The sequence below is a fragment of the Nocardioides panzhihuensis genome, assembly GCF_013408335.1.
Classification (GTDB): Bacteria; Actinomycetota; Actinomycetes; order Propionibacteriales; family Nocardioidaceae; genus Nocardioides; species Nocardioides panzhihuensis.
Window position 1 is genome coordinate 3,804,544 of record NZ_JACBZR010000001.1, and the last position, 24,996, is coordinate 3,829,539.

Annotated in this window: 24 protein-coding genes; 11 read left to right on the plus strand and 13 right to left on the minus strand. The window is 68.3% G+C overall.

What is annotated here, in order from left to right; genetic code table 11:
• Positions 1-18 precede the first annotated feature (18 nt).
• From BJ988_RS18010 to BJ988_RS18020, 3 genes are all read right to left on the minus strand, one after another.
• Complete coding sequence (locus BJ988_RS18010) at positions 19-522, minus strand: PH domain-containing protein (protein ID WP_179659275.1); 504 nt, start codon at positions 520-522, stop codon at positions 19-21.
• A 204-nt stretch (positions 523-726) separates the two neighbouring features.
• The gene (meaB, locus tag BJ988_RS18015) at positions 727-1,692 is read right to left on the minus strand and encodes a methylmalonyl Co-A mutase-associated GTPase MeaB (protein ID WP_343051670.1); all 966 of its coding nucleotides are present in this window, start codon (positions 1,690-1,692) and stop codon (positions 727-729) included.
• A 12-nt stretch (positions 1,693-1,704) separates the two neighbouring features.
• Complete coding sequence (locus BJ988_RS18020; protein ID WP_179659277.1) at positions 1,705-2,892, minus strand: acetyl-CoA C-acetyltransferase; 1,188 nt, start codon at positions 2,890-2,892, stop codon at positions 1,705-1,707.
• 144 nt (positions 2,893-3,036) lie between these two features.
• On the opposite strand from BJ988_RS18020, the gene mce reads away from it, so the two are divergent.
• The 4 genes from mce (at position 3,037) to BJ988_RS18040 (ending at position 7,714) form a co-directional block, all read left to right on the plus strand.
• Positions 3,037-3,486 (plus strand): methylmalonyl-CoA epimerase, encoded by a 450-nt coding sequence (mce, locus tag BJ988_RS18025; RefSeq protein ID WP_179659279.1) that lies wholly within the window; start codon positions 3,037-3,039, stop codon positions 3,484-3,486.
• A gap of 196 nt (positions 3,487-3,682) precedes the next feature.
• Entirely contained in the window at positions 3,683-5,023 is a 1,341-nt protein-coding gene (gene ccrA, locus BJ988_RS18030) for a crotonyl-CoA carboxylase/reductase (RefSeq protein WP_179659281.1), read from the plus strand.
• 145 nt (positions 5,024-5,168) lie between these two features.
• Positions 5,169-6,512, plus strand: a complete 1,344-nt coding sequence (locus BJ988_RS18035; RefSeq protein WP_179659283.1) for a flotillin family protein — start codon at positions 5,169-5,171, stop codon at positions 6,510-6,512.
• Positions 6,509-7,714: an AI-2E family transporter gene (locus tag BJ988_RS18040; RefSeq protein WP_179659285.1), complete on the plus strand. Its 1,206-nt coding sequence runs from the start codon at positions 6,509-6,511 to the stop codon at positions 7,712-7,714. The genes BJ988_RS18035 and BJ988_RS18040 overlap by 4 nt, the downstream gene beginning before the upstream one ends.
• Before the next feature lie 52 nt (positions 7,715-7,766).
• On the opposite strand, the gene BJ988_RS18045 is transcribed toward BJ988_RS18040, so the two are convergent.
• The gene (locus BJ988_RS18045) at positions 7,767-8,726 is read right to left on the minus strand and encodes an EamA family transporter (protein ID WP_179659287.1); all 960 of its coding nucleotides are present in this window, start codon (positions 8,724-8,726) and stop codon (positions 7,767-7,769) included.
• A 38-nt stretch (positions 8,727-8,764) separates the two neighbouring features.
• Between BJ988_RS18045 and BJ988_RS18050 the strand changes: the two genes are divergently transcribed.
• The gene (locus BJ988_RS18050; protein ID WP_179659289.1) at positions 8,765-9,310 is read left to right on the plus strand and encodes a CGNR zinc finger domain-containing protein; all 546 of its coding nucleotides are present in this window, start codon (positions 8,765-8,767) and stop codon (positions 9,308-9,310) included.
• 137 nt (positions 9,311-9,447) lie between these two features.
• Here BJ988_RS18050 and BJ988_RS18055 read toward each other — a convergent pair whose 3' ends face one another.
• Positions 9,448-10,734, minus strand: coding sequence for an ArsB/NhaD family transporter (locus tag BJ988_RS18055; protein ID WP_179659291.1), 1,287 nt, complete (start codon positions 10,732-10,734; stop codon positions 9,448-9,450).
• Positions 10,735-10,835: 101 nt separating this feature from the next.
• Here BJ988_RS18055 and BJ988_RS18060 point away from each other — a divergent pair, with 101 nt between their 5' ends.
• The 3 genes from BJ988_RS18060 to BJ988_RS18070 all read left to right on the plus strand — a co-directional run bounded on the left by BJ988_RS18060 (position 10,836) and on the right by BJ988_RS18070 (position 14,336).
• Positions 10,836-11,783 carry a sensor histidine kinase gene (locus BJ988_RS18060; protein ID WP_218860952.1) on the plus strand — a complete coding sequence of 316 codons (948 nt, stop codon included), beginning with the start codon at positions 10,836-10,838 and terminating at the stop codon, positions 11,781-11,783.
• The gene (locus BJ988_RS18065; protein WP_179659295.1) at positions 11,780-12,442 is read left to right on the plus strand and encodes a response regulator; all 663 of its coding nucleotides are present in this window, start codon (positions 11,780-11,782) and stop codon (positions 12,440-12,442) included. Before BJ988_RS18060 ends, BJ988_RS18065 begins: the two co-directional genes overlap by 4 nt.
• A 466-nt stretch (positions 12,443-12,908) precedes the next feature.
• On the plus strand, positions 12,909-14,336 hold the full coding sequence (locus BJ988_RS18070; protein WP_246321518.1) for an HNH endonuclease: 1,428 nt from the start codon (positions 12,909-12,911) through the stop codon (positions 14,334-14,336).
• Here BJ988_RS18070 and BJ988_RS18075 read toward each other — a convergent pair.
• From BJ988_RS18075 to BJ988_RS18085, 3 genes are read right to left on the minus strand one after another with little or no spacing between them, the layout of a single operon-like run.
• On the minus strand, positions 14,257-15,036 hold the full coding sequence (locus BJ988_RS18075; protein ID WP_179659297.1) for an alpha/beta fold hydrolase: 780 nt from the start codon (positions 15,034-15,036) through the stop codon (positions 14,257-14,259). The genes BJ988_RS18070 and BJ988_RS18075 overlap by 80 nt on opposite strands.
• A gap of 17 nt (positions 15,037-15,053) precedes the next feature.
• A complete protein-coding gene (locus tag BJ988_RS18080; protein ID WP_179659299.1) occupies positions 15,054-15,842 on the minus strand; it encodes a hypothetical protein in 789 nt (262 codons plus the stop codon).
• A 45-nt stretch (positions 15,843-15,887) separates the two neighbouring features.
• The gene (locus BJ988_RS18085; protein ID WP_179659300.1) at positions 15,888-17,666 is read right to left on the minus strand and encodes a 3-hydroxyacyl-CoA dehydrogenase family protein; all 1,779 of its coding nucleotides are present in this window, start codon (positions 17,664-17,666) and stop codon (positions 15,888-15,890) included.
• A gap of 61 nt (positions 17,667-17,727) precedes the next feature.
• On the opposite strand from BJ988_RS18085, the gene BJ988_RS18090 reads away from it, so the two are divergent.
• On the plus strand, positions 17,728-18,219 hold the full coding sequence (locus BJ988_RS18090) for an SRPBCC family protein (protein WP_343051671.1): 492 nt from the start codon (positions 17,728-17,730) through the stop codon (positions 18,217-18,219).
• A 127-nt stretch (positions 18,220-18,346) separates the two neighbouring features.
• On the opposite strand, the gene BJ988_RS18095 is transcribed toward BJ988_RS18090, so the two are convergent.
• A complete protein-coding gene (locus BJ988_RS18095; protein WP_218860954.1) occupies positions 18,347-19,513 on the minus strand; it encodes a 3-hydroxyacyl-CoA dehydrogenase family protein in 1,167 nt (388 codons plus the stop codon).
• Positions 19,514-19,583: 70 nt separating this feature from the next.
• Between BJ988_RS18095 and nucS the strand changes: the two genes are divergently transcribed.
• Complete coding sequence (gene nucS / locus BJ988_RS18100; protein ID WP_218860956.1) at positions 19,584-20,276, plus strand: endonuclease NucS; 693 nt, start codon at positions 19,584-19,586, stop codon at positions 20,274-20,276.
• A gap of 155 nt (positions 20,277-20,431) precedes the next feature.
• On the plus strand, positions 20,432-20,614 hold the full coding sequence (locus tag BJ988_RS18105) for a hypothetical protein (protein WP_179659304.1): 183 nt from the start codon (positions 20,432-20,434) through the stop codon (positions 20,612-20,614).
• Between the two features lie 50 nt (positions 20,615-20,664).
• Here the strand turns inward: BJ988_RS18105 and BJ988_RS18110 are convergent, their stop codons facing one another.
• The 4 genes from BJ988_RS18110 to BJ988_RS18125 all read right to left on the minus strand — a co-directional run bounded on the left by BJ988_RS18110 (position 20,665) and on the right by BJ988_RS18125 (position 24,927).
• Positions 20,665-22,500, minus strand: a complete 1,836-nt coding sequence (locus BJ988_RS18110; RefSeq protein ID WP_179659306.1) for a bifunctional metallophosphatase/5'-nucleotidase — start codon at positions 22,498-22,500, stop codon at positions 20,665-20,667.
• A 99-nt stretch (positions 22,501-22,599) separates the two neighbouring features.
• Positions 22,600-22,776 (minus strand): hypothetical protein, encoded by a 177-nt coding sequence (locus BJ988_RS18115; protein ID WP_008362162.1) that lies wholly within the window; start codon positions 22,774-22,776, stop codon positions 22,600-22,602.
• Positions 22,777-22,808: 32 nt separating this feature from the next.
• Complete coding sequence (locus tag BJ988_RS18120) at positions 22,809-24,386, minus strand: phosphodiester glycosidase family protein (RefSeq protein WP_179659308.1); 1,578 nt, start codon at positions 24,384-24,386, stop codon at positions 22,809-22,811.
• A gap of 115 nt (positions 24,387-24,501) precedes the next feature.
• On the minus strand, positions 24,502-24,927 hold the full coding sequence (locus BJ988_RS18125) for a DUF6069 family protein (RefSeq protein ID WP_218860958.1): 426 nt from the start codon (positions 24,925-24,927) through the stop codon (positions 24,502-24,504).
• Positions 24,928-24,996 lie beyond the last annotated feature (69 nt).

The window sequence follows — 24,996 nt, forward strand, 5'->3', positions numbered from 1 at the left end:
GTCACCCGACGCTGGTTATCAGACACTGCCGCGCAGTCCGGCACGCTGGACGACGCGCTGGATGGTCAGGTCTCGCTCGTTCGGCCGGCCGACGAAGTAGATGTTGTTGAGCCCCTGCTCCTGGGCGGCCGACTCGAAGACGAAGTGGCCGTAGTTGAGGATCTGGCCGGTGAACGACTGCTTCACGGTGATGTCGAGGACTCGCGCCAGCGGCATCGTCGCCAGCTCGCTCGAGAGCACACCGTGGACGCGGAAGATGCGCATGTTGGTGACCACGAACCGGTCCCGGCTGACCACCAGCGCCCGCCAGAACGCGTGCCCGACCAGCCCGAAGGCGAGCAGCACGATGATCCAGGCGACGTTCATGTTGATCGTCGCCGCCACGATCATCAGCGCCAGCCCGAGGATCACCTCCAGCACCGACCTGATGTAGGAGACCCAGTGATGGGTCACCTCGTCGACGACGACCTCACCTTCGTCACGCAGAAGGTGCTTGGAGATGTCGACACCGAAGAGGTTCACGGTCCCAACGATAGTGATCCCGAGGCGCGAGAGTCGACAGAACGAGCCGTACGTCGGGACATCCTCCCCCGAGAAGTCGGTTTCTGAGCGCGAAAGGTCAGTTCTCGACGCCGAGACGGCAGTTCTTGACGACGAGAGGTCGATCCTCGACGTACGCCCTGCGCACTCGCTGTCGGGAACTGACCCCTCGGCGCCAAGAACTGACTACTCGGCGTCGGGAACTGACTTCTCGGCTAGGAGGGTGTCGGCTGCGGCGTACGGGTCCCGCTCGCCTTTGACCACCTCGGCCGCCAGGGCGTCCAGGTCGTCCATCTCGCCTACGGTGGTCCATCTCGCGCGGAGGGTCTCGACGGCGATGGCCTCGACCTCGGCACGGGCTCGACGGGTGCGCCGCGCCTCGAGCGTCCCGCTGGACCGCAGCCAGTCGCGGTGCTCGTCCAGCGCGGCGACGACCTCGGCCATGCCCTTGCCGGACTGCGCGACCGCGGCTAGGACGGGCGGGGCCCAGGACTCCGCCGGACGGTCGGCCAGGCGCAGCATCCCGCGCAGGTCGCGCTGGACCTTGGTCGCGCCGTCCCGGTCGGCCTTGTTGACGACGTAGAGGTCGCCGATCTCCAGGATGCCGGCCTTCGCGGCCTGGATGCCGTCACCCATCCCGGGCGCGACCAGCACCACGGTGGTGTCGGCGAGCCCGGCGATCTCGACCTCGGACTGACCGACGCCGACGGTCTCGACCAGCACCACGTCGAAACCAGCAGCATCGAGCACTCGCAGGGCCTGCGGGGCCGACCAGGCCAGCCCACCGAGATGGCCCCGGGAGGCCATCGATCGGATGAAGACACCCGGGTCGGTGGCGTGGTCGGTCATCCGGATCCGGTCCCCCAGCAGCGCGCCGCCGGAGAACGGCGAGGACGGGTCGACCGCCAGCACCGCAACGGTGCGGCCCGCGGAGCGCAGCTCGCGGACCAGCGCGGAGGTGGTGGTCGACTTCCCGACCCCGGGCGCACCGGTGAGCCCCACGATGTGGGCGTGCCCGCCGTGCGGCGCGAGCGCGGCCATCACCTCGCGGAGCCGCTCTCCGCCACCGACGGGAGCGTTCTCGACGTACGACACCAGCCGCGCGACCGCCCGGGGCTCACCGCCCCGGGCGCGCGCGACCAGGTCGCTCACATCAGCGATGGCTCAGGCCTTGGGCACACGCACGATCAGGGCGTCGCCCTGACCGCCACCGCCACACAGCGCGGCGGCACCGGTGCCGCCACCGCGGCGCTTGAGCTCGAGGGCGAGGTGCAGCACGACGCGGGTGCCGGACATGCCGACCGGGTGGCCGAGCGCGATGGCGCCACCGTTGACGTTGACCTTATCGGGGTCGAGGTCGAGCTTCTTGGTCGACTCGATGCCGACCGCGGCGAACGCCTCGTTGAACTCCACCAGGTCGAGGTCGGCGGCGGTGATGCCCTCCTTCTCGAGCGCCTTGGCGGTCGCGTTGGCCGGCTGCAGCTGCAGGCTCGAGTCGGGGCCGGCGACCATGCCGTGGGCGCCGATCTCGCACAGCCACTCCAGACCGAGCTCCTCAGCCTTGGCCTTCGACATCACCACGACGGCGGCAGCACCGTCGGAGATCTGCGAGGCGGAGCCGGCGGTGATGGTGCCCTCCTTGGAGAACGCCGGGCGGAGCTTGCCGAGGGACTCGGCGGTGGTGTCGCCGCGTACGCCCTCGTCGGCGCTGACGACGATCGGGTCGCCCTTGCGCTGCGGAATCGACACCGGGACGATCTCATCGTCGAAGACGCCGTTCTTCTGAGCGGCGGCGGCACGCTGGTGCGACGTGGCGGCGAAGGCGTCCTGCTCCTCGCGGGTGAGCTTCACACCCTCGGAGTTGATCTGCTCGGTCAGCCCGCCCATCGCCTGCTGGGTGGCCTGGTCGTAGAGCGCGTCGTAGGCCATCGAGTCAACCAGCGTCGTGTCGCCGTACTTGAAACCCTCGCGCGACTTCGGCAGCAGGTGCGGCGCGTTGGTCATCGACTCCATGCCGCCGGCGACGATGATCTCCGCCTCGCCGGCGCGGATCAGCTGGTCGGCGGTGGCGATGGTGTTGAGGCCGGAGAGGCAGACCTTGTTGATGGTGATCGAGGGCACGTTCATCGGCAGCCCGCCGGCGATGCCCGCGGCGCGCGCCGGGTTCTGGCCGGCACCGGCCTGGATGACCTGACCCATGATCAGGTAGTCGACCTGATCCGGCGAGACGCCCGCCTTCTCGAGGGCGCCCTTGATGGCGACGCCGCCCAGATCGGCCGCGGACAAGCTCTTGAGCCCGCCGAGCAGGCGGCCGATCGGCGTACGCGCCCCGGCGACGATGACGTTGGACATGGGTCCTCCAAGAATGTTGGGTGGTGCTGATCTGCCTTGAGGTTACTAATTAGTAACCTCAGTGGGAAGAGTGTTGAGCGCAGCCTGGTGTGGCTGTCATCACACATTGTGCCCGTTGACCCCGACCTCAAGGAGAGTAGGCCCATGACATCCGTGGAGATCCCATCGCACCTGTTCACCCAGATCGACCACGTCGGTCTCGCCGTCGCCGATCTGGACGCGGCGATCGACTTCTACGAGAAGACCTTCGGCATGAAGCTCGCCCACCGCGAGACCAACGAGGAGCAGGGCGTCGAGGAGGCGATGATCGCGATCGGCGAATCCGACAACAAGCTCCAGCTGCTCGCCCCGCTCAACGAGAAGAGCACCATCGCCAAGTTCCTCGACCGCAACGGCCCCGGCATGCAGCAGCTCGCCTACCGGGTCACCGACGTCGAGCAGGTCTCCGCGATCCTGAAGGAGCGCGGCGTACGCCTTCTCTACGACGCACCGCGACGCGGCACCGCCGACTCGCGGATCAACTTCATCCACCCCAAGGACGCCGGCGGCGTCCTGGTCGAGCTCGTCGAGCCGGCCGCCCAGCCCGGCCACTGAGCCCGCTCACCGGACCCATCACCGGACCCATCACCGGACCCATCACCGGACCCATCACCGGACAAGAGCCCACCAGGGCACATGAACGTTCCAAGAGTCATGTGTCACATGAGGCTGGTCAAGACGGTTACTCACCAGTAATGTCCAGCGAATAGAGTCAACCGCGACCCCTACGACGACGCAGGAGCCGACCACCATGCAGAACATCCTCGACGCGATCCTCGCCGGCGACACGCCCGGCGAGGAGTTCGCGAACCTCGAGATCCCCAGCCACTACCGTGCCGCAACCGTCCACAAGGACGAGGTCGACATGTTCGAGGGCGTCGCGACCAAGGAGAAGGACCCGCGCAAGTCCCTCCACGTCGAGGACGTCGCTCTCCCCCAGCTCGGTCCGGGCGAGGCCTTCGTCGCGGTGATGGCCTCGGCGATCAACTACAACACCGTGTGGACCTCGATCTTCGAGCCGGTCTCGACCTTCGGGTTCCTGGAGCGCTACGGCAAGGAGTCCGAGCTCGGCGCCCGCCACAACCTCGACTACCACGTCGTCGGCTCCGACCTGTCCGGCGTCGTGCTGGCCGTGGGTGCCGGCGTGACCAAGTGGAAGCCGGGCGACCGCGTCGTCGCCCACTGCCTCTCGGTCGAGCTCGAGGCCCCCGACGGCCACAACGACACGATGATGGATCCCTCGCAGCGCATCTGGGGCTTCGAGACCAACTTCGGCGGCCTCGCCGACGTCGCGATGGTCAAGGCCAACCAGCTCATGCCCAAGCCCGAGCACCTCACCTGGGAGGAGGCCGCCTCCCCCGGCCTGGTCAACTGCACCGCCTACCGCCAGCTCGTCTCCGTCAACGGTGGCAACATGAAGCAGGGCGACAACGTCCTGATCTGGGGCGCCTCCGGCGGTCTCGGCGGCTTCGCGACGCAGTACGCCCTCAACGGCGGCGCCAACCCGGTCTGTGTCGTCTCCAACGAGGAGAAGGCCAAGATCGTGCGCAACATGGGCGCCGAGATGGTCATCAACCGCTCCGAGATGGACTTCAAGTTCTGGAACGAGGAGGGCACCCAGCAGAACCCGAAGGAGTGGAAGCGCCTCGGCAAGGCGATCCGCGATCTCACCGGCGGCGAGGACATCGACATCGTCTTCGAGCACCCGGGCCGCGAGACCTTCGGCGCGAGCGTGTACGTGACCCGCAAGGGCGGCACCATCACCACCTGCGCGTCGACCTCGGGTTACATGCACGAGTACGACAACCGCTACCTGTGGATGAACCTCAAGCGGATCATCTCCAGCCACTTCGCCAACTACCGCGAGTCGTGGGAGGCCAACCGCCTCATCGCGCAGGGCAAGATCCACCCGACGCTGTCGCGGACCTACACCCTCGAGGATGTCGGCCAGGCCTCGCTCGACGTGCACCACAACAAGCACCAGGGCAAGGTCGGCGTGCTCTGCCTGTCCCCCGAGGAGGGTCTCGGCGTCCTCGATGAGGAGAAGCGTGCGGCTCACATCGACAAGATCAACCTCTTCCGCGGAATCTGAGACTCGCAGTCTGGGTAAATAGATCTCGTTTGAGACTCGATTCACGGCCGGTCTCCTCTTGCGTGAGAGGCGACCGGCCGTAGTCTTGCCCTTTGGGAGCAGAGGCAGCTCGTAGAAGACCTACAGTGTGAGGAATCCGCCACAAATGACGAATGAGGGACTGTCCATCTTCAACGAGGCTTCAGAGCCTCGGAAGAACCCCGAGCAGGACTCGACCGAGACACAGGTCCTCCCCCGGGTCCCCGGCGCGTCCGGGTCGCCCAGCTCCGGCCACAACTCACCACCACCGGCGCCAGGCTCACTCCCAGCCTTCCCGGTCGTGCGACGTGGCGGATACGACCCCGGGACGGTCAACGCCCGGGTCCAGCAGCTGCTTCAGGCCAACGGCCAGGGTCAGTCGGCCCTGCGCAACGCGCAGCGACGCATCGCCGAGCTCGAGCGCCAGGTCAACGACCTGAAGGCCACGGCCGCGCAAGGCAACGAGGCCCCGTCCTACGCCTCCCTCGGTGGTCGCGCAAGCGCGATGCTCCGACTGGCCGAGGAAGAGGCCGCAGCCGTCAAGGAGGCCGCCGAGAAGGAGGCCGCGGTCATCCGCGAGGCCGCCCAGCGCGAGGCCGCCGCAGCCAAGGCGTCCGCCCAGCGTGACATCGAGTCGCTGCGTACGACTCACTACAAGGAGATCGACGACCACCGCGAGAAGGTGACGTCCGAGGTCCAGCAGGCCCGCAAGATGGTGCAGGCCGAGAGCGAGGAGCTGCTCGCCGCCGCCAAGCGCGAGGCCGACCAGATCCGGCTCGCCGTCCAGCAGGAGGTCACCCAGCTGCGTACGTCGACCCAGCGCGAGGTCGAGAAGGCCCGGGCCGGCGCGGACCGCGAGGTCCAGGAGGCCCGGCGGATGCTCGCCGTCGAGCGCGAGCGTCTCGCCCGCGAGGCCGCCGACCACCACGACCAGGCGATGGCCGAGACCACTCGCATCGTCACCGAGGGCGAGACCCGCGCCGCCGACGCCGAGGAGCGGGCCCGGATCGCCGCCCAGCACGTCGCCGACCAGCGCGCCGAGCTGGCCAAGGAGTCCGAGGGAATCATCGCCCGCGCCCGCCGCGACGCCGAGGCGATCCTGTCCAAGGCTCGCGCCGAGGCCGACCACCTCGCCTCCACCGCGACCGTCGAGGCCGAGAAGGGTCACGCGATCATCAAGGCCGAGGTCGACCGCCTCACCAAGCGCCGCGACGCGATCGCCGCTCAGCTCTCCTCGCTCACCGACCTGGTCTCCGGGTTCGGCAAGACCGAGGACCCGGCCGAGCTCGAGGCTCCCAAGCCGATCACCGAGGAGGAGGACATCGTCGACGGCGAGCTCGTCGACCAGGTCGAGGAGAGCGTCACCGTGGTCGACTCCGAGGATGGCCTCGGTGACGACTACGACGACTACGACGAGCCGTCCGAGAAGACCGCGATCCGCGAGCCCGAGACAGCTAAGTCCGAGAGGTGAACGCCGCCGCTGCCGACCGTCCAGGGGACGGTCCGGAGACGACGTCTGCCGAGACCGGCCCCAGCGACGACTCGACGGTCGACAGCGGGTCCGCGATCACCGCCGACGAGCCGGAACCGGAGCCAGAGGAGAGCGAACGGGACAAGCGGTACGGCAAGCCCGGACCGCCGTTCGACCGGAGGTCTCCCTACCTCTTCGGGCTGCTTCTCGGCTTCGGTCTGCTGACTGCCTACGCGGCGTCGAACCTCTTCACCACGATGGGGAGCGTGATCCTCCAGGTGGTGGTCTCGCTCTTCATCGCCGCGGGGATCAACCCGATGGTGGTGTTCCTCCAGAGGCGCGGCTTCCCCCGGCCGTGGGCGGTCCTGACGGTCATCCTCGGCGTCCTGGGTGCGCTTGCCCTTTTCTTCGTGGCGCTCGTGCCGGTGATCAGCGACCAGATCGCCAAGATCTCGGCCAACGTGCCCGACTGGATCGAGGAGCTCCAGCGCAACCAGCGCATCCAGCAGCTCAACGACGAATACCGGATCCTCGACAAGGTGCAGGACTACGTCGCCAGCGGCGACTTCGTCAGCAGTGCCTTCGGCGGGGCGCTGGGCGTGGGCCTGGCGGTGATCAACGTGCTCGTCACGGGCTTCATCGTCATCGTCTTGACGCTCTACTTCATCGCCGCCTACGACCAGACGAAGAACGCCCTCTACCGCCTCGCCCCGGCCTCGCGCCGCGACCGGGTCAGCAAGCTGGGCGACCGGGTCTTCGAGGGCATCGGGGGCTATGTCTCCGGCGCCTTCATCGTCGCGCTGTGCGCCGGCCTGTCCACGCTGGTGCTGCTCTTCGCCGTCGGGATGGGCGAGTACGCAGTCGCTCTCGCCTTCGTCGTCATGATCACCGACGTGATCCCGATGATCGGGGCCACCATCGGCGCGATCATCGTCTGCTCGATCACCTTCGCGACGACCGACCTGAAGACGGGCATCATCGCGGTGATCTTCTACATCGCCTACCAGCAGTTCGAGAACTACGTCATCTACCCACGGGTGATGTCTCGCTCCGTCGACGTCCCCGGGGTCGTCATCGTGATCGCGGCGCTCGTCGGCGCCTCGCTCCTCGGTGTCGTCGGCGCGCTGCTGGCGATCCCGACCGCGGCCGCCATCCTGATGCTGGTCCGCGAGGTCTACGTCAGGGCTCAGGACCAGAGGTAGCCAGACCCTGGGAAGCGCCGCACGCAGCCGATGCGTGCGGCGCTTCGCCGTCTCAGGAGGCAGTCGTCGACTGCTCGCCCTGCTGGACCGCGATGATGCCGGCCAGCACCACCAGCCCACCGATGAGCTGAATGAGCCCCGGGGCCTCGCCGAGCAGCAGCCAGGCGAAGACGACGGCCGAGACGACCTCGAGAAGCCCGACGAACGAGGAGAGCCGCGAGCCCAGGTTTCGGGTGGCGGCGATGCCGGTGGCGTACGCGACCGAGCAGGTCAGCACACCGAGGCCGATCAGCGGCACCCACCAGGCCACCTCGAGGCCCGCCATGACCACGGGCGACGTCTCGATCGCGAACGGGATGGCCCCGATCAGGCAGAGCAGCGCCAGCAGGATCGTCGCACCCGTCAGGCCGAGCCAGGCCAGCGCGAGCGGCGGCAGCGTGGTGCTGGAGTGGGCGTTGAGGACGAAGTAGCCGGCCAGGCCGACGGCCGCCCCTGCAGCCCACAGGATCCCGACCGGGTGGACGTTCGCGCCGCTGACCAGATCGAGGACGAGCACGAGCCCGGCGATCGCGATCAGAGCGCCCACCATCGTCAGCCGCGAGGGCCGCTCCCCGTGTCGCAGCCACATCCACGCGACGACGAGCACGACCCCCATGTACTCCATCAGCAGTGCCGGCCCGACGGCCATCCACTGCACCGCCGAGAAGAACGCGAACTGCGGCACCACGATCGCAAGCAGCGCGTACGCCACCACGAGCCGCCAGCTCGCCGCGACGCTCCGCCACCGGCCGGAGAGCGCGCGCACCGCGAAGGGGGCGAGCACGACGGCACCGATGCCGACACGGAAGATCAGCACGCCTCCCGTCGTCCAGCCGGTGTCGAAGAGGCCGCGCCCGAGCGGGCCGGAGAGGCTGAACGTGACCGCCGAGACGACCGCCAGGAGGAGCCCGGCAGCCACCAGCGGCGTCTTCGTGCTCTGCGGCACCGCTTCGTCATTGGTCAACGTCGTCATGACACATGACAATCCCATCGTCGCGGTAATGTGTCAACATGGTTTTCACTTATGACACCGATATGGGTCTCCAGGCCGTTGTCGACCTCGTGAACACCGACGGCAGCAGCTCCGACGACCTGACGGAGGTCGCCCAGCTCGATGCCTTCTACCAGCGCTGGGGCTACACCGGACGCCACGACCGCACGCGAGCCGAGCTCGAGGACGTCCGCCGCATCCGACCCGTGATGCGCGAGCTCCTTCTCGCCGACCGCGACGAGGCGGTGCACCTCGTCAACAAGCTTCTCTCCGACTACGGCACCACTCCACAGCTGGTCCGCCACGACGAGACCGACTGGCACATCCATGCCTCCGCCGAGGACCGGCCCTATGCCGAGCGGATCATCGTCGAGACCGCGATGGCCATGGTCGACGTCATTCGCACCGACGAGCTGTCCCGGCTCTCGATCTGCGCCGACGAGGGCTGTGAGGGAGTGGTCGTCGATCTGTCCCGCAATCGCTCGAAACGCTACTGCTCACAGACGTGCACCAACCGCAACGCGGTCGCGGCCTATCGGGAGCGTCAGGGCTCGGCGAGGAAGTAGGCGGATGCGTCGCGTCGCCAGGGCGCGTACTCGGCAAGGCGCCCCGCCGAAGTCATACCGGGGTCTTTCGAGGCGGGGCAACGCCGCCGAGTGCGTGCCGTGGCGGCGCGGAGCGCCGCCTAGTTCCTGGTCGAGCCCTAGGCGAGCGCGAAGTAGCGGAGGGCGACGTAGACCCAGGCGACGGCCAGCGTCACGATCGTCACCACGATGCCGTACCGCGTGAACTTCCAGAAGCTGATCGGGTGGCCGGACTTGGCAGCGAGGCCGAGCACGACCACGTTGGCGCCGGCGGCGACGGCGGTGGTGTTGCCGCCGAGGTCGGCGCCGAAGACCAGGGCCCACCACAGCGGACTGTCGGCGCCCGAGGACGGCGTCGCGGCGACCATCTCCTCCACGATCGGCACCATCGCCGCGGTGTAGGGGATGTTGTCGACGAAGCCACCCACGACCGCCGAGCCGATCATCAGCCCGGTCACCCCGGCGAGCTCGTTGTCGCCCATCAGGTCGGCGGCGTACGTTCCCAGCGACCCGATCACACCGACCTCGACCAGGCCTCCGACCAGCACGAACAGAGCCATGAAGAAGGCGAGCGTCGACCACTCGACCTCCTCCAGGAAGGCCTCGGTCGGTGTCTGCGAGACGACGACCATCGCGCCGGCGCCGAGCATGGCGACCAGCGACGGGTCCAGGTGGAGCTCGGTGTGCAGGCCGAAGGCGAGCATCACCAGGGCCAGGACGGCCAGGCATCGGTAGAGCAGCCCACGGTCCGGGATCGCCGAGGCGGGCGGCTCGATCAGGCCGTCCAGGTCGACCTGGCCACGGAAGTCGCGGCGGAAGAGCACCCGGACCAGACCGATCAGCACGACCAGCAGGATCAGGCACAGCGGCAGCGAGTGGATCAGGAAGTCGTCGAAGGTCAGGTTCGCCCGGCTGGCCACGATGATGTTGGGCGGGTCGGCGATCAGGGTCGAGGTGCCGCCGACGTTCGCGGCCAGGATGAGCGAGATCAGGTACGGCATCGGGTTCAGTCCCAGCCGCTCGCAGACCGACAACGTCACCGGCGTGACCAGCAGCACCGTGGTCACGTTGTCAAGGATGGGCGAGAGCGCCGCGGTGACGAGGATCAGCAGCGTCGCCAGACGCGCCGGGCGGCCGCCGGAGTGCTTGACCGCCCATAGCGCAAGGAACTCGAACAGGCCCGTCTGCTTCAGGACGCCGACGATCACCATCATCCCGAAGAGCAGGAAGATGACGTCCCAGTCGACCCCGGTCTCGTGACTGTAGAAGGCGGACTCGGCACTGATGATCCCGATCGCCACCATCGCCGCGACACCGCCCAGGGCTGCGGCGACGCGGTGGACACGCTCGGTGGCGATGAGACCGTAGGTGACGATGAAGATCGCGATTGCTGCGTACACGATCATGTGTTGAGCTCCATGCCATCGACTCTCCGCGACCGCACGCCCGATCCGAATGGGTGCTGCCACCCATAAGCCCTGGCCAGAGAGCATGTCAGGGTTGCTGCATGAGTCATCTACCCCTCTACTGGCGGGTCTGCCTGACGAACTGGGCGGTGTTCTGCGTCGGGACCCTGGTCCTGGCGCTGTCCCCGGCCCGGGTCTCGGAGCGGGTCCTGGCCTCGGAGGCGCTGGTGCTGGCGGTGGGGCTGGTCGTGATGGCGACCCTCAACGCCCTCCTGCTGCTGCGCAGCCTGGCACCGATCGACCGGGTTATCCGCACGATGGACTCGGTGGACCACCTCTCCCCCGACCAGCGCCTGTCCACCCAGGGCAAGGGCGCCGGCGCCCGGCTGGTCGCCAGCTACAACGCGATGCTCGAGCGACTGGAGACCGAGCGGAGCACCAGCAACGCCAAGGCGCTCGCCGCCCAGGAGGCCGAGCGGCACCGGATCGCCCAAGAGCTCCACGACGAGGTCGGGCAGTCGCTCACCGTCGTACTCCTGGGGCTCAAGGGGCTGGAGCGGCAGGTGCCGGAATCGGTTCGCGAGGAGTTCGCCGCCGTCCGTGAGTCGGCCCGGACCGGCATCGACGACGTACGCCGCGTGGCCCGGCAGCTACGTCCCGGCGTGCTCGAGGACCTCGGCCTGCACGCCGCCCTCGCCTCGCTGGCCACCGACGTCGGCGCCCGCGGCCGCACCACCGTACGGCGCACGATCGCGCCCGGACTTCCCGACCTCCCCCAGGACCGCGAGCTCGTGATCTACCGGGTCGCTCAGGAGGCGCTCACCAACGTCGTACGACACGCCCACGCTGCCACCGCCGACCTCTCCCTCGGCAAGGTCGGCGACAAGGTGGTCCTCACCGTCACCGACGACGGCCGCGGCAGCGCCGACCTGGTGCCCGGCGCCGGGATCAGCGGCATGCGGGAGCGCGCCCTTCTCGTCGGTGCCGACCTGAGCGTGGCCAGCGCCCCCGGCCAGGGCACCACCGTCCGTCTCGAGGTGCCGCTGTGACCCCGACGCCCCCGAAGATCCGGATCCTGCTGGCCGACGACCACACCCTCGTACGCCGCGGGGTCCGCCTCATCCTCGACGCCGAGCCGGACCTCGAGGTCGTCGCGGAGGCGGCCGACGGCGCGGAGGCGGTCGCCGCCCTCCGCGATGTCCGGGCCGACCTGGTGATCCTGGACGTCGCGATGCCTCGGATGACCGGCCTGCAGGCCGCGCGCACCATCGCTCGGATGCGTACGCCCCCGAAGATGCTGATGCTCTCGATGCACGACAACGAGCAGTACTTCTTCGAGGCGCTCAAGGTCGGCGCGAGCGGCTACGTTCTCAAGTCGGTCGCCGACGAGGACCTGGTCAAGGCTTGTCGCACCGCCATCCAGGGGCGAGCCTTCGTCTATCCCGGGGCGATGAGCGCGCTGGTCCGTGACTACCTCGACCGCCTCAACCGCGGCGAGAGCCTCCCGCGGACCGTGCTGACCGAACGCGAGGACGAGGTGCTCAAGCTCATCGCCGAGGGCCACTCCACTCGCGAGATCGCGCGCGAGCTGACGATCTCCTACAAGACCGTCGAGCGGCACCGCGAGAACATCCTCGCCAAGCTCGGGCTGCGGGACCGGACTCAGGTGACTCGGTACGCCATCCGTGCGGGCCTCATCGAACCGTGACCTCGTCCGGTGGTCGAGCCGCTGCCTTCACGCTGGTCGAGCGTTGCGTCCCCGCTGGTCGAGCGTTGTGTCCCCGCTGGTCGAGCCGTTGTGTTCCGCTGGTCGAGACCTGCCTTCCGCTGGTCGAGCCGCCGGAGCCGCTAGGCGGAGGCGTGTCGAGACCAACACGGTTCTGGTCGGGGAAACCTCGCTTAGCGACTGTTTCTTCGTCTTCAGGTTCGCCGCCGACCCTTCTTCGAGTGTTTCTCGATCAGCCGCCGCGTCAAGGACGGGCTTCGCCCGCCGCTTCGCGGTGGCCTTCGGCCATCCTTGACTCGGCACCTGATCGAGAAAGATTTCGCCATTATCGGGGCGGCGGCGAGGGTGTGGCGCGGGGTCCAGGTTACTTGTTCACGGACTGCTTAAATCGGGTCTGACCAGCACAAACAGGTAGCATCCTGGTGCTGTTTCACATATAATGAGGCGTATGAACGAGACCGTCGACCAGCTCCTCGCCGGGCCGCCCCTGGGTGCGTCCGAGGGTGAGCTGGTCGACTGGATCGGCCGGCTCGAAGAGATCAAATGCGTCGCTGAGGCCGTTCAAACAGAGGCAGCCGTACGCCTCGACGAGGCCACCCGCGCCCGGCAGGCCGAGGCCGGGATCCGTGCCCGGAAACTGGGGGAAGGCGTGGCCTCGCAGGTGGCGTTGGCGAGGCGAGTCTCACCGGCCAAGGGTGCCAAGCTCCTGGGCTTGGCGAAGATCCTCATCGTCGAGATGCCGCACACGTTCCGGTTGATGAAAGCAGGCCTGTTCTCGCAGTGGCAGGCCACCATCCTCGCCCGCGAGACCGCCTGTCTCTCGGTGGAGGACCGCCGAGTCATTGACTACCAGCTCTGTGCTCTCGGCCCCGATGGTGAACCGCCTGCAGTGGTGACGATGGGCCTGCGACAGCTCGAGAACGCGGCCAAGAAGCTTGCGATTGCTCTGGACCAGGAGTCTGTCGTGGCTCGTGCCGCCAATGCGGAGAAGGACCGCCGGGTCAGCGTCCGGCCGGCTCCCGACACGATGACCTGGCTCGGCGCATTGTTGCCGGTCAAGGACGGCGTCACCGTCTACGCGGCCCTGGACCAGGCAGCCAAGGCTGCCCAGGCGGCCGGTGATGAGCGGTCGCGTGGGCAGGTCATGGCCGACACCCTGGTCGACCGCGTCACCGGGCGTGACGGCGTCGACGCGAAGCCTCGGATCGAGGTCAAGATCGTCATGACAGCCGACGCCCTCACCAACGACACCGACCAGCCCGCGATGGTCGAGGGCTACGGCCCCGTCCCCGCGACCTGGGCCCGCGAAGCACTCGCCGACGCGGAGGTCTTTATCCGCAGGCTGTTCACAGACCCTACCGGGCAGCTGGTCGCGATGGAGTCCCGCTCCCGCAAAGCCCCCGACGGCCTGGCCGAGTTCATCACCACCCGCGACGGCGGGATCTGCCGCACCAACGGCTGCGACGCACCCATCCGCAACATCGACCACGCCCAACGCCACGCAGACGGAGGCCACACCAAGGCCGCGAACCTCCAAGGCTTGTGCGAAAGATGCAACCAAGCCAAGGAAGCCCTCGGCTGGCAAGCCAGACCCGGACCCGACGGCAGCATCATCACCATCACACCCACCGGGCACACCTACGTCAGCCCACCACCCACCACCCGACACCTGGCAACCAGACGCGCCGCCACTGTCCCGGGCCGAGTTCGTGCTGCGCGACGTACTCCTCGACTACGGCCTCGCAGCATGAGGCGCGCAGCTCCTACGGCCCGACCATCGTCAGGTACCAGAGAGATCAGTCGCCGAGGAACTGACGAAGAGCCGCCAGGAAGGTCTCCGGCTTCTCGGAGTGGACCCAGTGGCCGGCGCCCTTGATCGTCACCTTGCGGTAGCGCGGGAACCACGCCTTCATCGCCGGCGCGTACTCGTCGGTGACGTAGTTCGACCGTTCCCCGGCCACCCAGAGCACCGGACCGTCGTACGCCTCGTACGCCTTCAGCTCCTCGGCCGGCCAGGCGCCGACCTGGTCGAGATCGCGGCCGAGGACGGGCAGGTTCATCGCCCAGCGCCAGCTGTCCCCGTCACGGCGCAGGTTCTGCAGCAGGAATCCGCGGACCGTCTGATCGGGCACCGCCTCCTGCATCCCGGCGTCGGCCTCCTCGCGCCGGGAGATGCTGTCCAGGTCGAGACTCTGCATCGCGTCGACGTAGGTCTTGAAGCCACCGACGCGCTCGTAGACGACCGGGGACATGTCGGCCACGACGAGCTTCGCGACCAGCTCGGGGCGGGTGATCGCGAGCAGCATCGCCACCTTGCCGCCCATCGAGTGGCCGACCACGGTGGCGGGCTCCTCGGCCGAGAGCAGCTCGGCGACGGCCGCGGTCACCTCGAGGTAGTCGAAGGTGTCCGGCTGCGGCGACCTGCCATGGTGGGGAAGGTCCACGAGCGTGACTCGGTGCTTGTCGGCCAGCTGCTTGCCCAGCGTGTTCCAGTTGCGTCCCTGGCCGAAGAGTCCGTGCAGGAAGACGACGCGGCTACCGGTCTCGCCGAGCTCGAGCGTATGAAGTGATGGCACCGGGGAAGCGTACGTCGCTAGAAGTCGAAGCCGTCGAACATGTCACCGATGCCGTCGCCGATCCCGCCGAACATGTCGCCCATGCCCTCCCCGATCCCGCCGATCGCGTCACCCATGCCCTCACCGATCTCACCGAAGGCGTCGAAGCCGCCGAACGCGCTGAACATCAGCCCGGCGAACATCCAGTCCATCGGCGAGAAGGCACCGAAGTAGCCGGCAGCGTAGGGCCGGTAGGCCGGGCCACCCTGCCAGTAGGGCACGCGCTGGTTGCCGACCATCACCTTGCGGGTGTCCGGCTCCGCGCCGGCCTTGACCCGCTCGGCGTCGAGCGCGCAGGCGGGTACGTCACGGGCGGTGCCGCCCGGCGGCGCCCATTCCACGTCCTCGACCGAGAGGCCGTGGCGAGGGTCGAAGAAGCACGGCGGACGACGCTTCGGCAGCGGCTCGCCGGCGACGCGCGCCTTGACGCACGCGACCGCATAGCGGCCGTCCTCGACGATCGTGGTGATCTGCTTGACGTCTTCGGGAACGGTCATCTTGTCGACGGAGCGCTTGGCCGTCTCGTACTCGTCCAGGGCACGCTGGTAGTCGGCGTTGGCGCCCTCGTCGAGCTCCTTGCCTGCCATGTCGAGGTCGAGCCCCTGCAGCTCCTCGCCGAAGGCGGTGACGTCCTCGAAGGCGAGCTGCTTGACCGGCTCCAGATCCGCGCGCTGTTTTTCCAGCGCCCGCGCCTGCGAGCGCTTGTTGGTCACTACCACGGTCCCGATCACCGCGACGACGATGAGAAGTGCGATCAGAAGTCCCACGTCAATCAGCGTAGCGCCACGGTGGTCGGGCCCGTCCCGATCGCGTCAGGAGTAGTCGCGGAAGCCCTTGCCGGTCTTGCGGCCGAGGTAGCCCGCGGTGACCAGGTGCTCCAGCAGCGGCGCGGGGGCGAAGCCCGGCTCACGGAACTCCAGGTAGAGCTCACGCTCGATGGCCAGGGAGACGTCGTTGCCGACCACGTCGAGCAGCTCGAAGGGTCCCATCGGCAGCGCACAGCCGAGCTTCATCGCGGTGTCGATGTCGTCGGCGGTCGCGTAGTGGGCCTCGAGCATCTTGACCGCGTCGTTGAGGTAGGGGAAGAGCAGGGCGTTGACGATGAAGCCGGCCCGGTCCCCGCACGAGACCGGCGACTTGCCGACGTTCGCGCACAGCGCCCGGACGGTCTCGGCGACCTCTTCGGAGGTGGTGACGGTGGAGACGACCTCGACCAGCTTCATGACCGGCGCCGGGTTGAAGAAGTGCATCCCGACGACGTCCGCCGGCCGCTTGGTCACCTTCGCCAGCTCGATGACCGGCAGGCTCGAGGTCGTCGTCGCCAGGATCGCGCCACGCTTGCAGATGTCATCGAGGTTCTCGAAGAGCGTGGTCTTGATGGCCAGGTCCTCGGCGATGGCCTCCACGACGATGTCGACGTCGGCCAGGTCGTCCAACGAGGTCGTGCCGGTCAGCCGACCGAGGATCTCCGGCTTCGCCGACTCCTCCAGCTTGCCCCGTCCGATCGCCTTGTCGAGACTCTTGGTGATCCGCGCTGCGACGGCGTCGACCTTGTCCGGGCTGCGCCCGACGTACGTCACGTCGTAGCCGCCCTTCGCGAAGACCTCGACGATCCCCGATGCCATCGTCCCGGTGCCGACGACGCCGACCTTCGCGATCGGACGGCGCAGCTCGTGGGTCGCGTCAGCGCTCGGAGTGAGGGCGTCCGGGACCACGATCGGCGAGTCGGCGCCCTCGTAGGTGTAGAAGCCGCGGCCCGACTTCCGCCCGAGCATCCCGGCGGTGACCATCTGCTTGAGGATCGGCGCGGGAGCGTGCAGCCGGTCGCGACCCTGGCGGTACATCGTGTCGAGGATCTCGTAGGAGGTGTCGAGCCCGATCAGGTCCAGCAGCGCCAGCGGCCCCATCGGGTAGCCGCAGCCCAGCCGCATCGCGGTGTCGATGTCCTCGCGGGTGGCGTAGTGGCCCTCGAACATCGAGACCGCGTGGTTCAGGTAGCCGAAGAGCAGCGCGTTGGCGATGAACCCGGCCCGGTCGCCGCAGACCACCGGCGACTTGCCGAGCTTGCCGACGACCTCGCGGGCGTCCTCGAGCACGTCGGGCTCGGTGACCACCGTGCGTACGATCTCGACGAACTTCTGCACCGGAGCGGGGTTGAAGAAGTGCACCCCGACGACGCGCCCCGGGTGCTTGGACGCGGCCGAGATCTCGGTCACCGACAGCGACGAGGTGTTCGTCGCCAGGATCGTCTCAGGAGCCACGATGTCGTCGAGGGTGGCCAGGATCGACTTCTTCAGCTCCAGCGACTCCACGACCGCCTCGACCACCATGTCGACGTCCTTGAGCGCCGTCGCGTCGGTGGCGAACGAGATCCGCCCGAGCAGCGCCTCCTGCTCCTCCTGGCTGAGCTTGCCGCGCTTGACCGCGCGCCCCGTCGAGTGGGCCAGGTGCTCCTTGCCGCGCTCGAGCCCCTCCTCGTCCCGCTCCACCCCGACGACGGTGAACCCGTTGCGGGCGAACACCTCCGCGATCCCGGCACCCATGGTGCCCAGGCCGACGATTCCGACTGTCTCGATCGTGCGCTCACTCATGGCCCGCATCCTGCCATGGCGTGATCGGGGGCACGCCGGGATGCCGCTAGATTCCGTCTTCGTGACCGACGAGACCCAGACCAGCGAGCGCATCGACGCCGAGCGGATCATCCCTGCCTCCCCCACCGCCATCTTCGCCGTCCTCACCGACCCCGACGGCCACGTCGCCATCGATGCCGCCGGCATGCTCCAGTCCGCGGAAGGATCGCCGGCAGCCGCCGTCGGCGACCGCTTCGTCGTCCACATGGACCGCGAGGCCCTCGGCGACTACCCGTTGGGCAAGTACGACGTCACCGTGATCATCACCGGCCTCGAGCCCGACCGATCGATCGAGTGGACCATCGAGGGCACCATCAAGCCGCCGATCGGCCACCGCTTCGGCTACGAGCTCGAGCGGCTCGACTCCGGGGACACCCGCGTCACCTCCTATTGCGACTGGTCCACTGCCCTCCCCGAGTGGAAGCCGATCTTCCCGGTCATCGACCAGAAGTCGATCCGGGCCACCCTGGGCATCCTGGAACGTGCCGTACGCCGCGGCTATCCCCGACCCTGAATCGCCGAAGCGTCACTCCCGCTGGCCGAGGCGTCACTCGCCCGAATCGAGACGGCACCGAAGTGCCGTCTCGATTCGCGTAAGTGACGTCTCGGCCGGCGTGGGTGACGCCTCGGCAGGGGCGGGATCAGTAGGTGTGGAAGCCCTCGCCGGTCTTGCGGCCGAGCTTGCCTTCCCGGACCTTCTCGACCAGGAGAGCGGCGGGCTCGAAGCCGGGCTCGCCGAACTCGTTGCGGAGCTCGGTCTGGATGGCCAGGGAGACGTCGTTGCCGACGACGTCGAGGAGCTCGAAGGGGCCCATCGGGAAGGCTGCGGTCTCCTTGACCGCGGTGTCGATCTCAGCCATCGCGACGCCCGACTCGTGCAGCTTGACGGCATCGTTGAGGTAGGGGAACAGCAGCGCGTTGACGATGAAGCCGGACCGGTCGCCGCAGGAGACCGGGACCTTCTTGACGGCCGCGGACAGGGCGCGCACGGTCTCGTCGACCTCGGGCGAGGTGAGCTCGGTGGTGACCACCTCGACGAGCTTCATGACCGGCGCGGGGTTGAAGAAGTGCATACCGATGACGTCACCGGGGCGCCCGGTGACCTTGGCGAGCTCGATGATCGGCATCGAGCTGGTCGTCGTGGCCAGGATGGCGCCGGCCTTGGCGATCCGGTCGAGATCCTTGAAGAGCTCCGTCTTGACCTCCAGGTCCTCGGCGATGCCCTCGACGATCAGGTCGGCCTCGCCGAGGTCCTCGCGCGAGGTGCTGCCGGTGAGGCGACCGAGCACCGCGGCCTTGGTCTCCTCGTCCGAGCGGCCCTTCGCGATGGCTTTGTCGAGCGCCTTGGTGATACCGGCGACGACCGCGTCGAGCTTCTCCTGGGAGCGGCCGACGAAGACGACGTCGTACCCGGCCTGGGCGAAGACCTGGACGATGCCCGAAGCCATCGTGCCGGTGCCGACCACGCCGATCTTCTCGATCGTGCGGCGCAGCTCCGGGGCGCGTAGGTGGTCCCCGGCCACCGCGGCGAACGTCCCGGTCTCGCCGGCGATCTTGGTGAGCAGGTCGGCGGGCTTGTGCAGGTTGTCGCCGGTCTCCTCGAAGCGGGCGAGCAGCGCGTCGCGTACGGCGGAGGCGCCGATCTCGTCGACCGTGGCCAGCGGTCCCTGGGGGTAGCCGCAGCCGAAGCACATGGCGTTGTCGATGTCCGTGGCGGTGGCGTAGCCCGACTCGAGCATGCGGATGGCGTGGTTGAGATAGGGCAGCACGAGCACGTCGTGGATGGAACCCTGGGTCGAAACCGTCATGCGAAGGAAGACTGCCAAATTTATTACCCATGAGTAACCCCCGGTGGCGTGACGCTGCTCACACAAGGCGATGCGATACGTTCTCCCGGTGAGACTCGTCGTTGCCACCTGCCAGGTCGACTACGCGGGGCGGCTCACCGCCCACCTCCCGATGGCCACCAGGGTGTTGATGCTCAAGGCCGACGGATCGGTGCTGGTCCACTCCGACGGGGGCTCCTACAAGCCCCTCAACTGGATGTCGCCGCCCTGCACCCTCTCGGAGGGCAAGGCCGACGACGGCCGCATCGAATGGACGGTGACCTCCAAGACGGACGACACCCTGCGCATCCTGATCGACGAGATCCACCACGAGACGTCCCACGACCTCGGCATCGACCCCGGCCTGCAGAAGGACGGCGTCGAGAAGCACCTTCAAGAGCTCCTCGCCGACCACCCGTCGACTCTGGGCGAGGGCTTGATCCTCGTCCGCCGCGAGTACCCCACCCCGATCGGGCCTGTCGACCTGATGTGCCGCGACGCCGATGGGAAGTCGGTCGCCGTGGAGATCAAGCGGCGCGGCGAGATCGACGGCGTCGAGCAGCTGACCCGCTACCTGGAGCTGCTCAACCGGGACCCGCTGCTGGCCCCGGTGCGAGGCATCTTCGCAGCCCAGGCGATCAAACCGCAGGCGCGCGTGCTCGCCGAGGACCGCGGCATCACCTGCGCTGTCGTCGACTACAACGCGCTCCGCGGCCTCGACGACCCGACCGAGAGACTCTTCTGAGCAACAGTTGGTGCACGTCCAGGCAAGTTCACGTCGAGGACACATGATTCCCCACGTTTCGCGTGAAATAGCGTGACAAGATTCACACCATGTCCATCAATTACTCGGGGCATGGCGTTGGGGGCCGCCTGTCCGTGAGCGACGTGGAGGCGATCATGATCGATCTCCTGACCATGCAGCAGATGCACACGGCAGAGTTCCATGCGATCAAGGCGCGGGCGGAGCGCACCGATGCCTCGCTGGACAACATCAACGCACGCCTGGACAGCATGGAGCGTCGCCTCGACGACCTGCTGATCTCGATGAGCCAGCTGCTCAACTGGATCAACCCACGCTGATCCGTCGGAGTCGGCTCATCCTGACGCCATCAGGATGAGCCGACCGCCGCTCAGGAGTTGACGGTGATCGGCTCGCCACCCGAGACCAGGCGCCAGTCGACCGAGGCGAAGGCCGCGGGGTCGATGACCTGGTTGGCGGTGACCCAGTCGATGAGAAGCTGACGGATCTCGACCTGCTGGTTGTAGACCACGGTGGCGTCGGTGACGTGCGGGAAACCCCCGCCGCCGGACTGGCGGTAGTTGTTGACCGCGAGCACGAACTCCTGGGCGTCGGTGACTGCGACGCCGCCGTAGGCGAGGTCGGTGATCCGCGAGCCGACCGGCATCGAGATGTCGATGTCGTAGGTCAGCGCCGCGTCCAGCCCGGCGATGGTGTCGAAGTTGTAGTCGGGCGTGCCGTTGGGTGCGGTGTCGGTCGGCGCGTTGGTCACATCCGCGATCGGGAACGGGCCGGTGCCGCTGACCTGCTTGAAGTAGCGCGCGGTGAACTCGAGATACTCCTTGAGCTGGGCGCCGGTGATGCGCACCGCCATCAGGGTGTTGTCGTAGATGTAGAGACCGGCCACGTCGCGTACGGTCACCTCGCCCGCGGGGAAGGCCGCGGCGCGGCTGAACGGGGCCGCGATCGAGAGCACCGGCAGAGCCGCGTCGTCCCCGGTCAACGCCGTCTTGACCGCGTCGGCCTGGACGAAGCTCACGAAGTCGATGATGGGTACGTCCTCGACGACCGCCCGCGCCGCCAGCATCTCCACGGCCGAGCTGCCGACGACGGAGTTGACGTAGGAGACCACGACGTCGTGCTGCTCCTGCACCGCGGCCGAGACGTCCGGGTCGGCGTCGACGGTGTTGGAGTTGAGCGTCTGCGAGGTCGCCGAATGCAGGACCCAGCGCGGCCGGCCGTGACCCTTCTCGCGGCGTACGACCAGGTCCATCACCGAGACACGCATGCCCCAGTAGAGCGGCTCGGTGAGCAGCACCTGCCTGCCGGTCTCGGTGTTGGTGACGAAGCGCTCGGTGATCTCCCGGTGGGCGTGGCCGACCAGGATCGCGTCGACGTCCGGCACCTGCTCGGCGACCAGGGTGGCAGCGTTCTCCGGGGGCAGCTCGTCGCCGTAGGAGCTGGAGGTGTCGGCGCCGGAGTGGGCACTGATGATGACCAGGTCGCAGCCGGCCTTCTTGAGCTCGGGGACGTAGATCTTGGCCTGCTCGACCAGGCCCGGGAACTCCATCTTGCCCTCGACGATAGCCTTGTCCCAGATCGCGATGCCCGGGTTGGTCAGACCGAGCACACCGACCCGCAGGCGCCGGCCGCGGCCGAGGTCGTAGTCCTTGATGATGTAGGGCGGGAACACCGGCAGCTTGGTCGTCGGGTCGACGGCGTTGGCGCCGAGCATCGGGAAGTTCACCTGCTCCTCGAACTTCCGGATCGTGTCGATGCCGTAGTTGAACTCGTGGTTTCCGAGCGCGGCGGCGTCGTAGCCGACCAGGTTCATCGCCCGCGCCATCGGGTGGACCGCGCCCTTGGTGATCGGGTCGATCCGCGCGTAGTAGTAGGCCAGCGGGGTGCCCTGGATGGTGTCGCCGGCGTCGATCGTCAGGATCGGCTCGCCGCGGCGCTCCTCACGGACGGCGTCGATCAGCGTCTTGACCTTGGCGACGCCGATCTCGTTGCCGGCGCTGTTGGAGAACGCGGCGTTTTTGTAGTAGTCCCAGTTGAAGACGTTGCCGTGCAGGTCGGTGGTGCCGAGCACGGTCAGCCGGACGGTGTCGGACTTGCCCACGCTGCTCGCACCATGGGCAGGGGTGGCGGCGTAGCCGGCCGCACTCAGCGCCGCAGCGCCTGTGACGGCACCGGACAGGACAGAGCGACGGGTGGCGAGAGGCATCGGTAACGTCCTTGCACGAGTAGGTAAAACCTTGCAAGGCAATTCCTACCACCTCGGGTGCAACTTGGCGGCGGCTTTTCCCGGTAAAGGGATTCGGTCCTAGGCCGCGAGGTGCTTCTTCTTGACGGGCTTGCCGTCGAGGGTCACCAGGCGTCGCTTCTTGACCGTCATCCCCTCGGGCAGAGTGCCTTCCTTGAGCATGCGGATCGGGCACCGCTTGCAGCGCGACTTCGACACGCAGCACTCCGTCTTGGGAGGCTTCCTCTTCTTGCCCACGCTCGAAGGGTAACAGCAGAGTTAGGTGAGCCTTACTCTGTCGGCACCGCCACGATGAAGTCCCCGTCGGCTCGCTCGCCGGCGGCGTCGGAGGTGCGGTTGAGCAGGGTGCCACCGCTCGCCATGGCAGTCGAGCCGCCACCGTCGAGGTTCATCGCATCCTCCGCGCCCAGGCTCTTCATCAGGTCGGCCTCCTCCTCGAGCGTGAGGCCTTCGGAGACACCGGGCTGGCGACCGTCGACGGTCACGAGCAGGAGCCGGCCGCGGCGGTCGATGCCCGCCATCGTGCGTGGCTGCCGCGTCTCGGCCCACGCGTAGTTGAACGACAGGTCGGCCGGGTCGATGACGCCCTCGGCGGCAGCGTCGATGTCGGTGCGGCCGTCGGTGACCAGGTTGGGCGCGGCGCTCACGATCGAGGTGTCCGGTGTCAGCGGTACGCGCCGGCCGTCCGCGTCGCGGACCGACTCGGCCACGCGCAGCGAGCGCCCGACACGAGCATGAGCGGCGAGCCACTCACCGGCAGCGCCGATGCCTTGGACGACGCTGCCACCGTCGGGCACCGTGCCTCCCCGTGGGCCTACTGCGATGACGACGTCGGCGGCGTCGAGCGTGACCTGGGTGCCCTCGCCGGTCGGCAGCTCGGCACCGAGCCGGGGCGTGAAGAGGACGATCTCCGAGTCGGTCCGGCAGGTCACGTCCTGGCGAGGCTCGATGACGGGCACGGCCCCTGGACGGCCGCAGTTGCGGATCACTCCGGGCTTGCGGTTGATCCCGTTGACCGAACGTACCGATCGACCGCTGCGCACGTCGACCTTCGCCGTCAGGCGAGTGATCCGCGCGGGCCCGTCGCCGAGCACGATGCCGGTCCGCGAGCCGGCGTCCATCGCCTCGAGCCGTCCGTCGTAGGCCGCGATCCCTGCCGGAGCACCTTGGTAGCCGTCCGCGTCCGCGGTGATGAAGAACCCGCCGTTGACCGCCACCGTCGCACCCAGCTCCCCGCTCACGTCCGACAGCCTCTGGCGCTGAGCGACCACACCGTGGTGGGTGCCGTAGACCTCGCCGTCAAAGGAACGCTGGTCGATCACCGCGACGTGGAACTGCTCGGCATCGGCCGGGGTGTCGACGTCGTAGCCGGTCCAGGAGGCGACCGCGGTGGTGAAGCCGTGCGCCTTGAGCGCCGTCACCGCCGCCCCCGCCTCAGCCTGCGTTGCGTACTCCCCGGTCCGCACACGCACGCCCTGCAGCCCGCTGGGGGTGTCGGAGTAGTCCGGCCAGGCGATGTCGTCGAGCCGCGGCTCGTAGCCCGCCGCACGCAGCCGGTCCGCGGTCTCCTGCGCCCACGCGCGCGGCCCCACGCCGGCACCGGCGGGGCGACCGGTGATCGAGCTGGTCACCGGGTGCTGGACCGTGACCGTCCAGAAGGGCGTGCTGTCGGCGTCCTCGAGCACACCCGTACGCAGCGTCACCCCGTCCGCGAGAGACGTCGAGGACCATCGGATCTGGTCGGTCCAGGCGTCGGCGGGCACCTCAGCGCGTGCGATCCCGGGGACGACGGCGACGACGGCGGCCAGCGCGACACCGCTGGCTAGAAGGTGAGCAGGCTTCGGCATGGGCGTGAGACTAGGAGCATCCGCTGAACCGGCGTTGAACGCCGTACGTCGATGCCGCGTCCGTCGCCCGGAGACGAGTGTTGCCACCCGCATGCGCGGTAGCGATCTGGGCCGGTCACCGAGCGAGGCGGCGAGCCAGCACCGGGATGACGATGGCCGCCGCGACGACGTGCAGGAGCATCAGCACGATCGCACTGGCAGCATCGAAGCCGAAGGTGACGTCGGGGACGAGCGAGACGACGGTGAGCACGACGGTGGTGACCACGAACGTACGCCGCGGCCGGCGGGCCACCCGGGCCATCACCGCAGCCATTGCGACCCCGATGAGCGAGAAGACGGCGGTCAGCTGGGCGAAGCCGAGGATCGGGATCGGGCTTCCGTCGGTCTCGAAGCTCACTCCGGCCGCCGAGGAGACCGCCGCGAGAGCGGTGACGACTGCGCTCGCGGCAACCGTGGCACCGAGGCCATGGAGCCAGAGAGTCTTGCGAGCGACGCGCACGGAGGGGGTGGTGACCTGCTGGGCGGTGGTGATGGTGGACATCTCGATCTCCCGTTACGTGGCGGGAGGCGCCGTTCGCCTCCCTCTGCCCATTCCACGAACGGGAGCGCG

Excerpts from the sequence above, each read along its gene's own strand:
- BJ988_RS18020 (WP_179659277.1), bottom strand. The coding sequence starts at position 2,892 with ATGTCCAACGTCATCGTCGCCGGGGCGCGTACGCCGATCGGCCGCCTG.
- mce (WP_179659279.1), top strand. The coding sequence starts at position 3,037 with ATGACATCCGTGGAGATCCCATCGCACCTGTTCACCCAGATCGACCAC.
- ccrA (WP_179659281.1), top strand. The coding sequence starts at position 3,683 with ATGCAGAACATCCTCGACGCGATCCTCGCCGGCGACACGCCCGGCGAG.
- BJ988_RS18035 (WP_179659283.1), top strand. The coding sequence starts at position 5,169 with ATGACGAATGAGGGACTGTCCATCTTCAACGAGGCTTCAGAGCCTCGG.
- BJ988_RS18045 (WP_179659287.1), bottom strand. The coding sequence starts at position 8,726 with ATGACGACGTTGACCAATGACGAAGCGGTGCCGCAGAGCACGAAGACG.
- BJ988_RS18050 (WP_179659289.1), top strand. The coding sequence starts at position 8,765 with ATGGTTTTCACTTATGACACCGATATGGGTCTCCAGGCCGTTGTCGAC.
- BJ988_RS18055 (WP_179659291.1), bottom strand. The coding sequence starts at position 10,734 with ATGATCGTGTACGCAGCAATCGCGATCTTCATCGTCACCTACGGTCTC.
- BJ988_RS18060 (WP_218860952.1), top strand. The coding sequence starts at position 10,836 with ATGAGTCATCTACCCCTCTACTGGCGGGTCTGCCTGACGAACTGGGCG.
- BJ988_RS18070 (WP_246321518.1), top strand. The coding sequence starts at position 12,909 with ATGAACGAGACCGTCGACCAGCTCCTCGCCGGGCCGCCCCTGGGTGCG.
- BJ988_RS18085 (WP_179659300.1), bottom strand. The coding sequence starts at position 17,666 with ATGAGTGAGCGCACGATCGAGACAGTCGGAATCGTCGGCCTGGGCACC.
- BJ988_RS18095 (WP_218860954.1), bottom strand. The coding sequence starts at position 19,513 with ATGACGGTTTCGACCCAGGGTTCCATCCACGACGTGCTCGTGCTGCCC.
- nucS (WP_218860956.1), top strand. The coding sequence starts at position 19,584 with ATGCGATACGTTCTCCCGGTGAGACTCGTCGTTGCCACCTGCCAGGTC.
- BJ988_RS18105 (WP_179659304.1), top strand. The coding sequence starts at position 20,432 with ATGATCGATCTCCTGACCATGCAGCAGATGCACACGGCAGAGTTCCAT.
- BJ988_RS18110 (WP_179659306.1), bottom strand. The coding sequence starts at position 22,500 with ATGCCTCTCGCCACCCGTCGCTCTGTCCTGTCCGGTGCCGTCACAGGC.
- BJ988_RS18120 (WP_179659308.1), bottom strand. The coding sequence starts at position 24,386 with ATGCCGAAGCCTGCTCACCTTCTAGCCAGCGGTGTCGCGCTGGCCGCC.
- BJ988_RS18125 (WP_218860958.1), bottom strand. The coding sequence starts at position 24,927 with ATGTCCACCATCACCACCGCCCAGCAGGTCACCACCCCCTCCGTGCGC.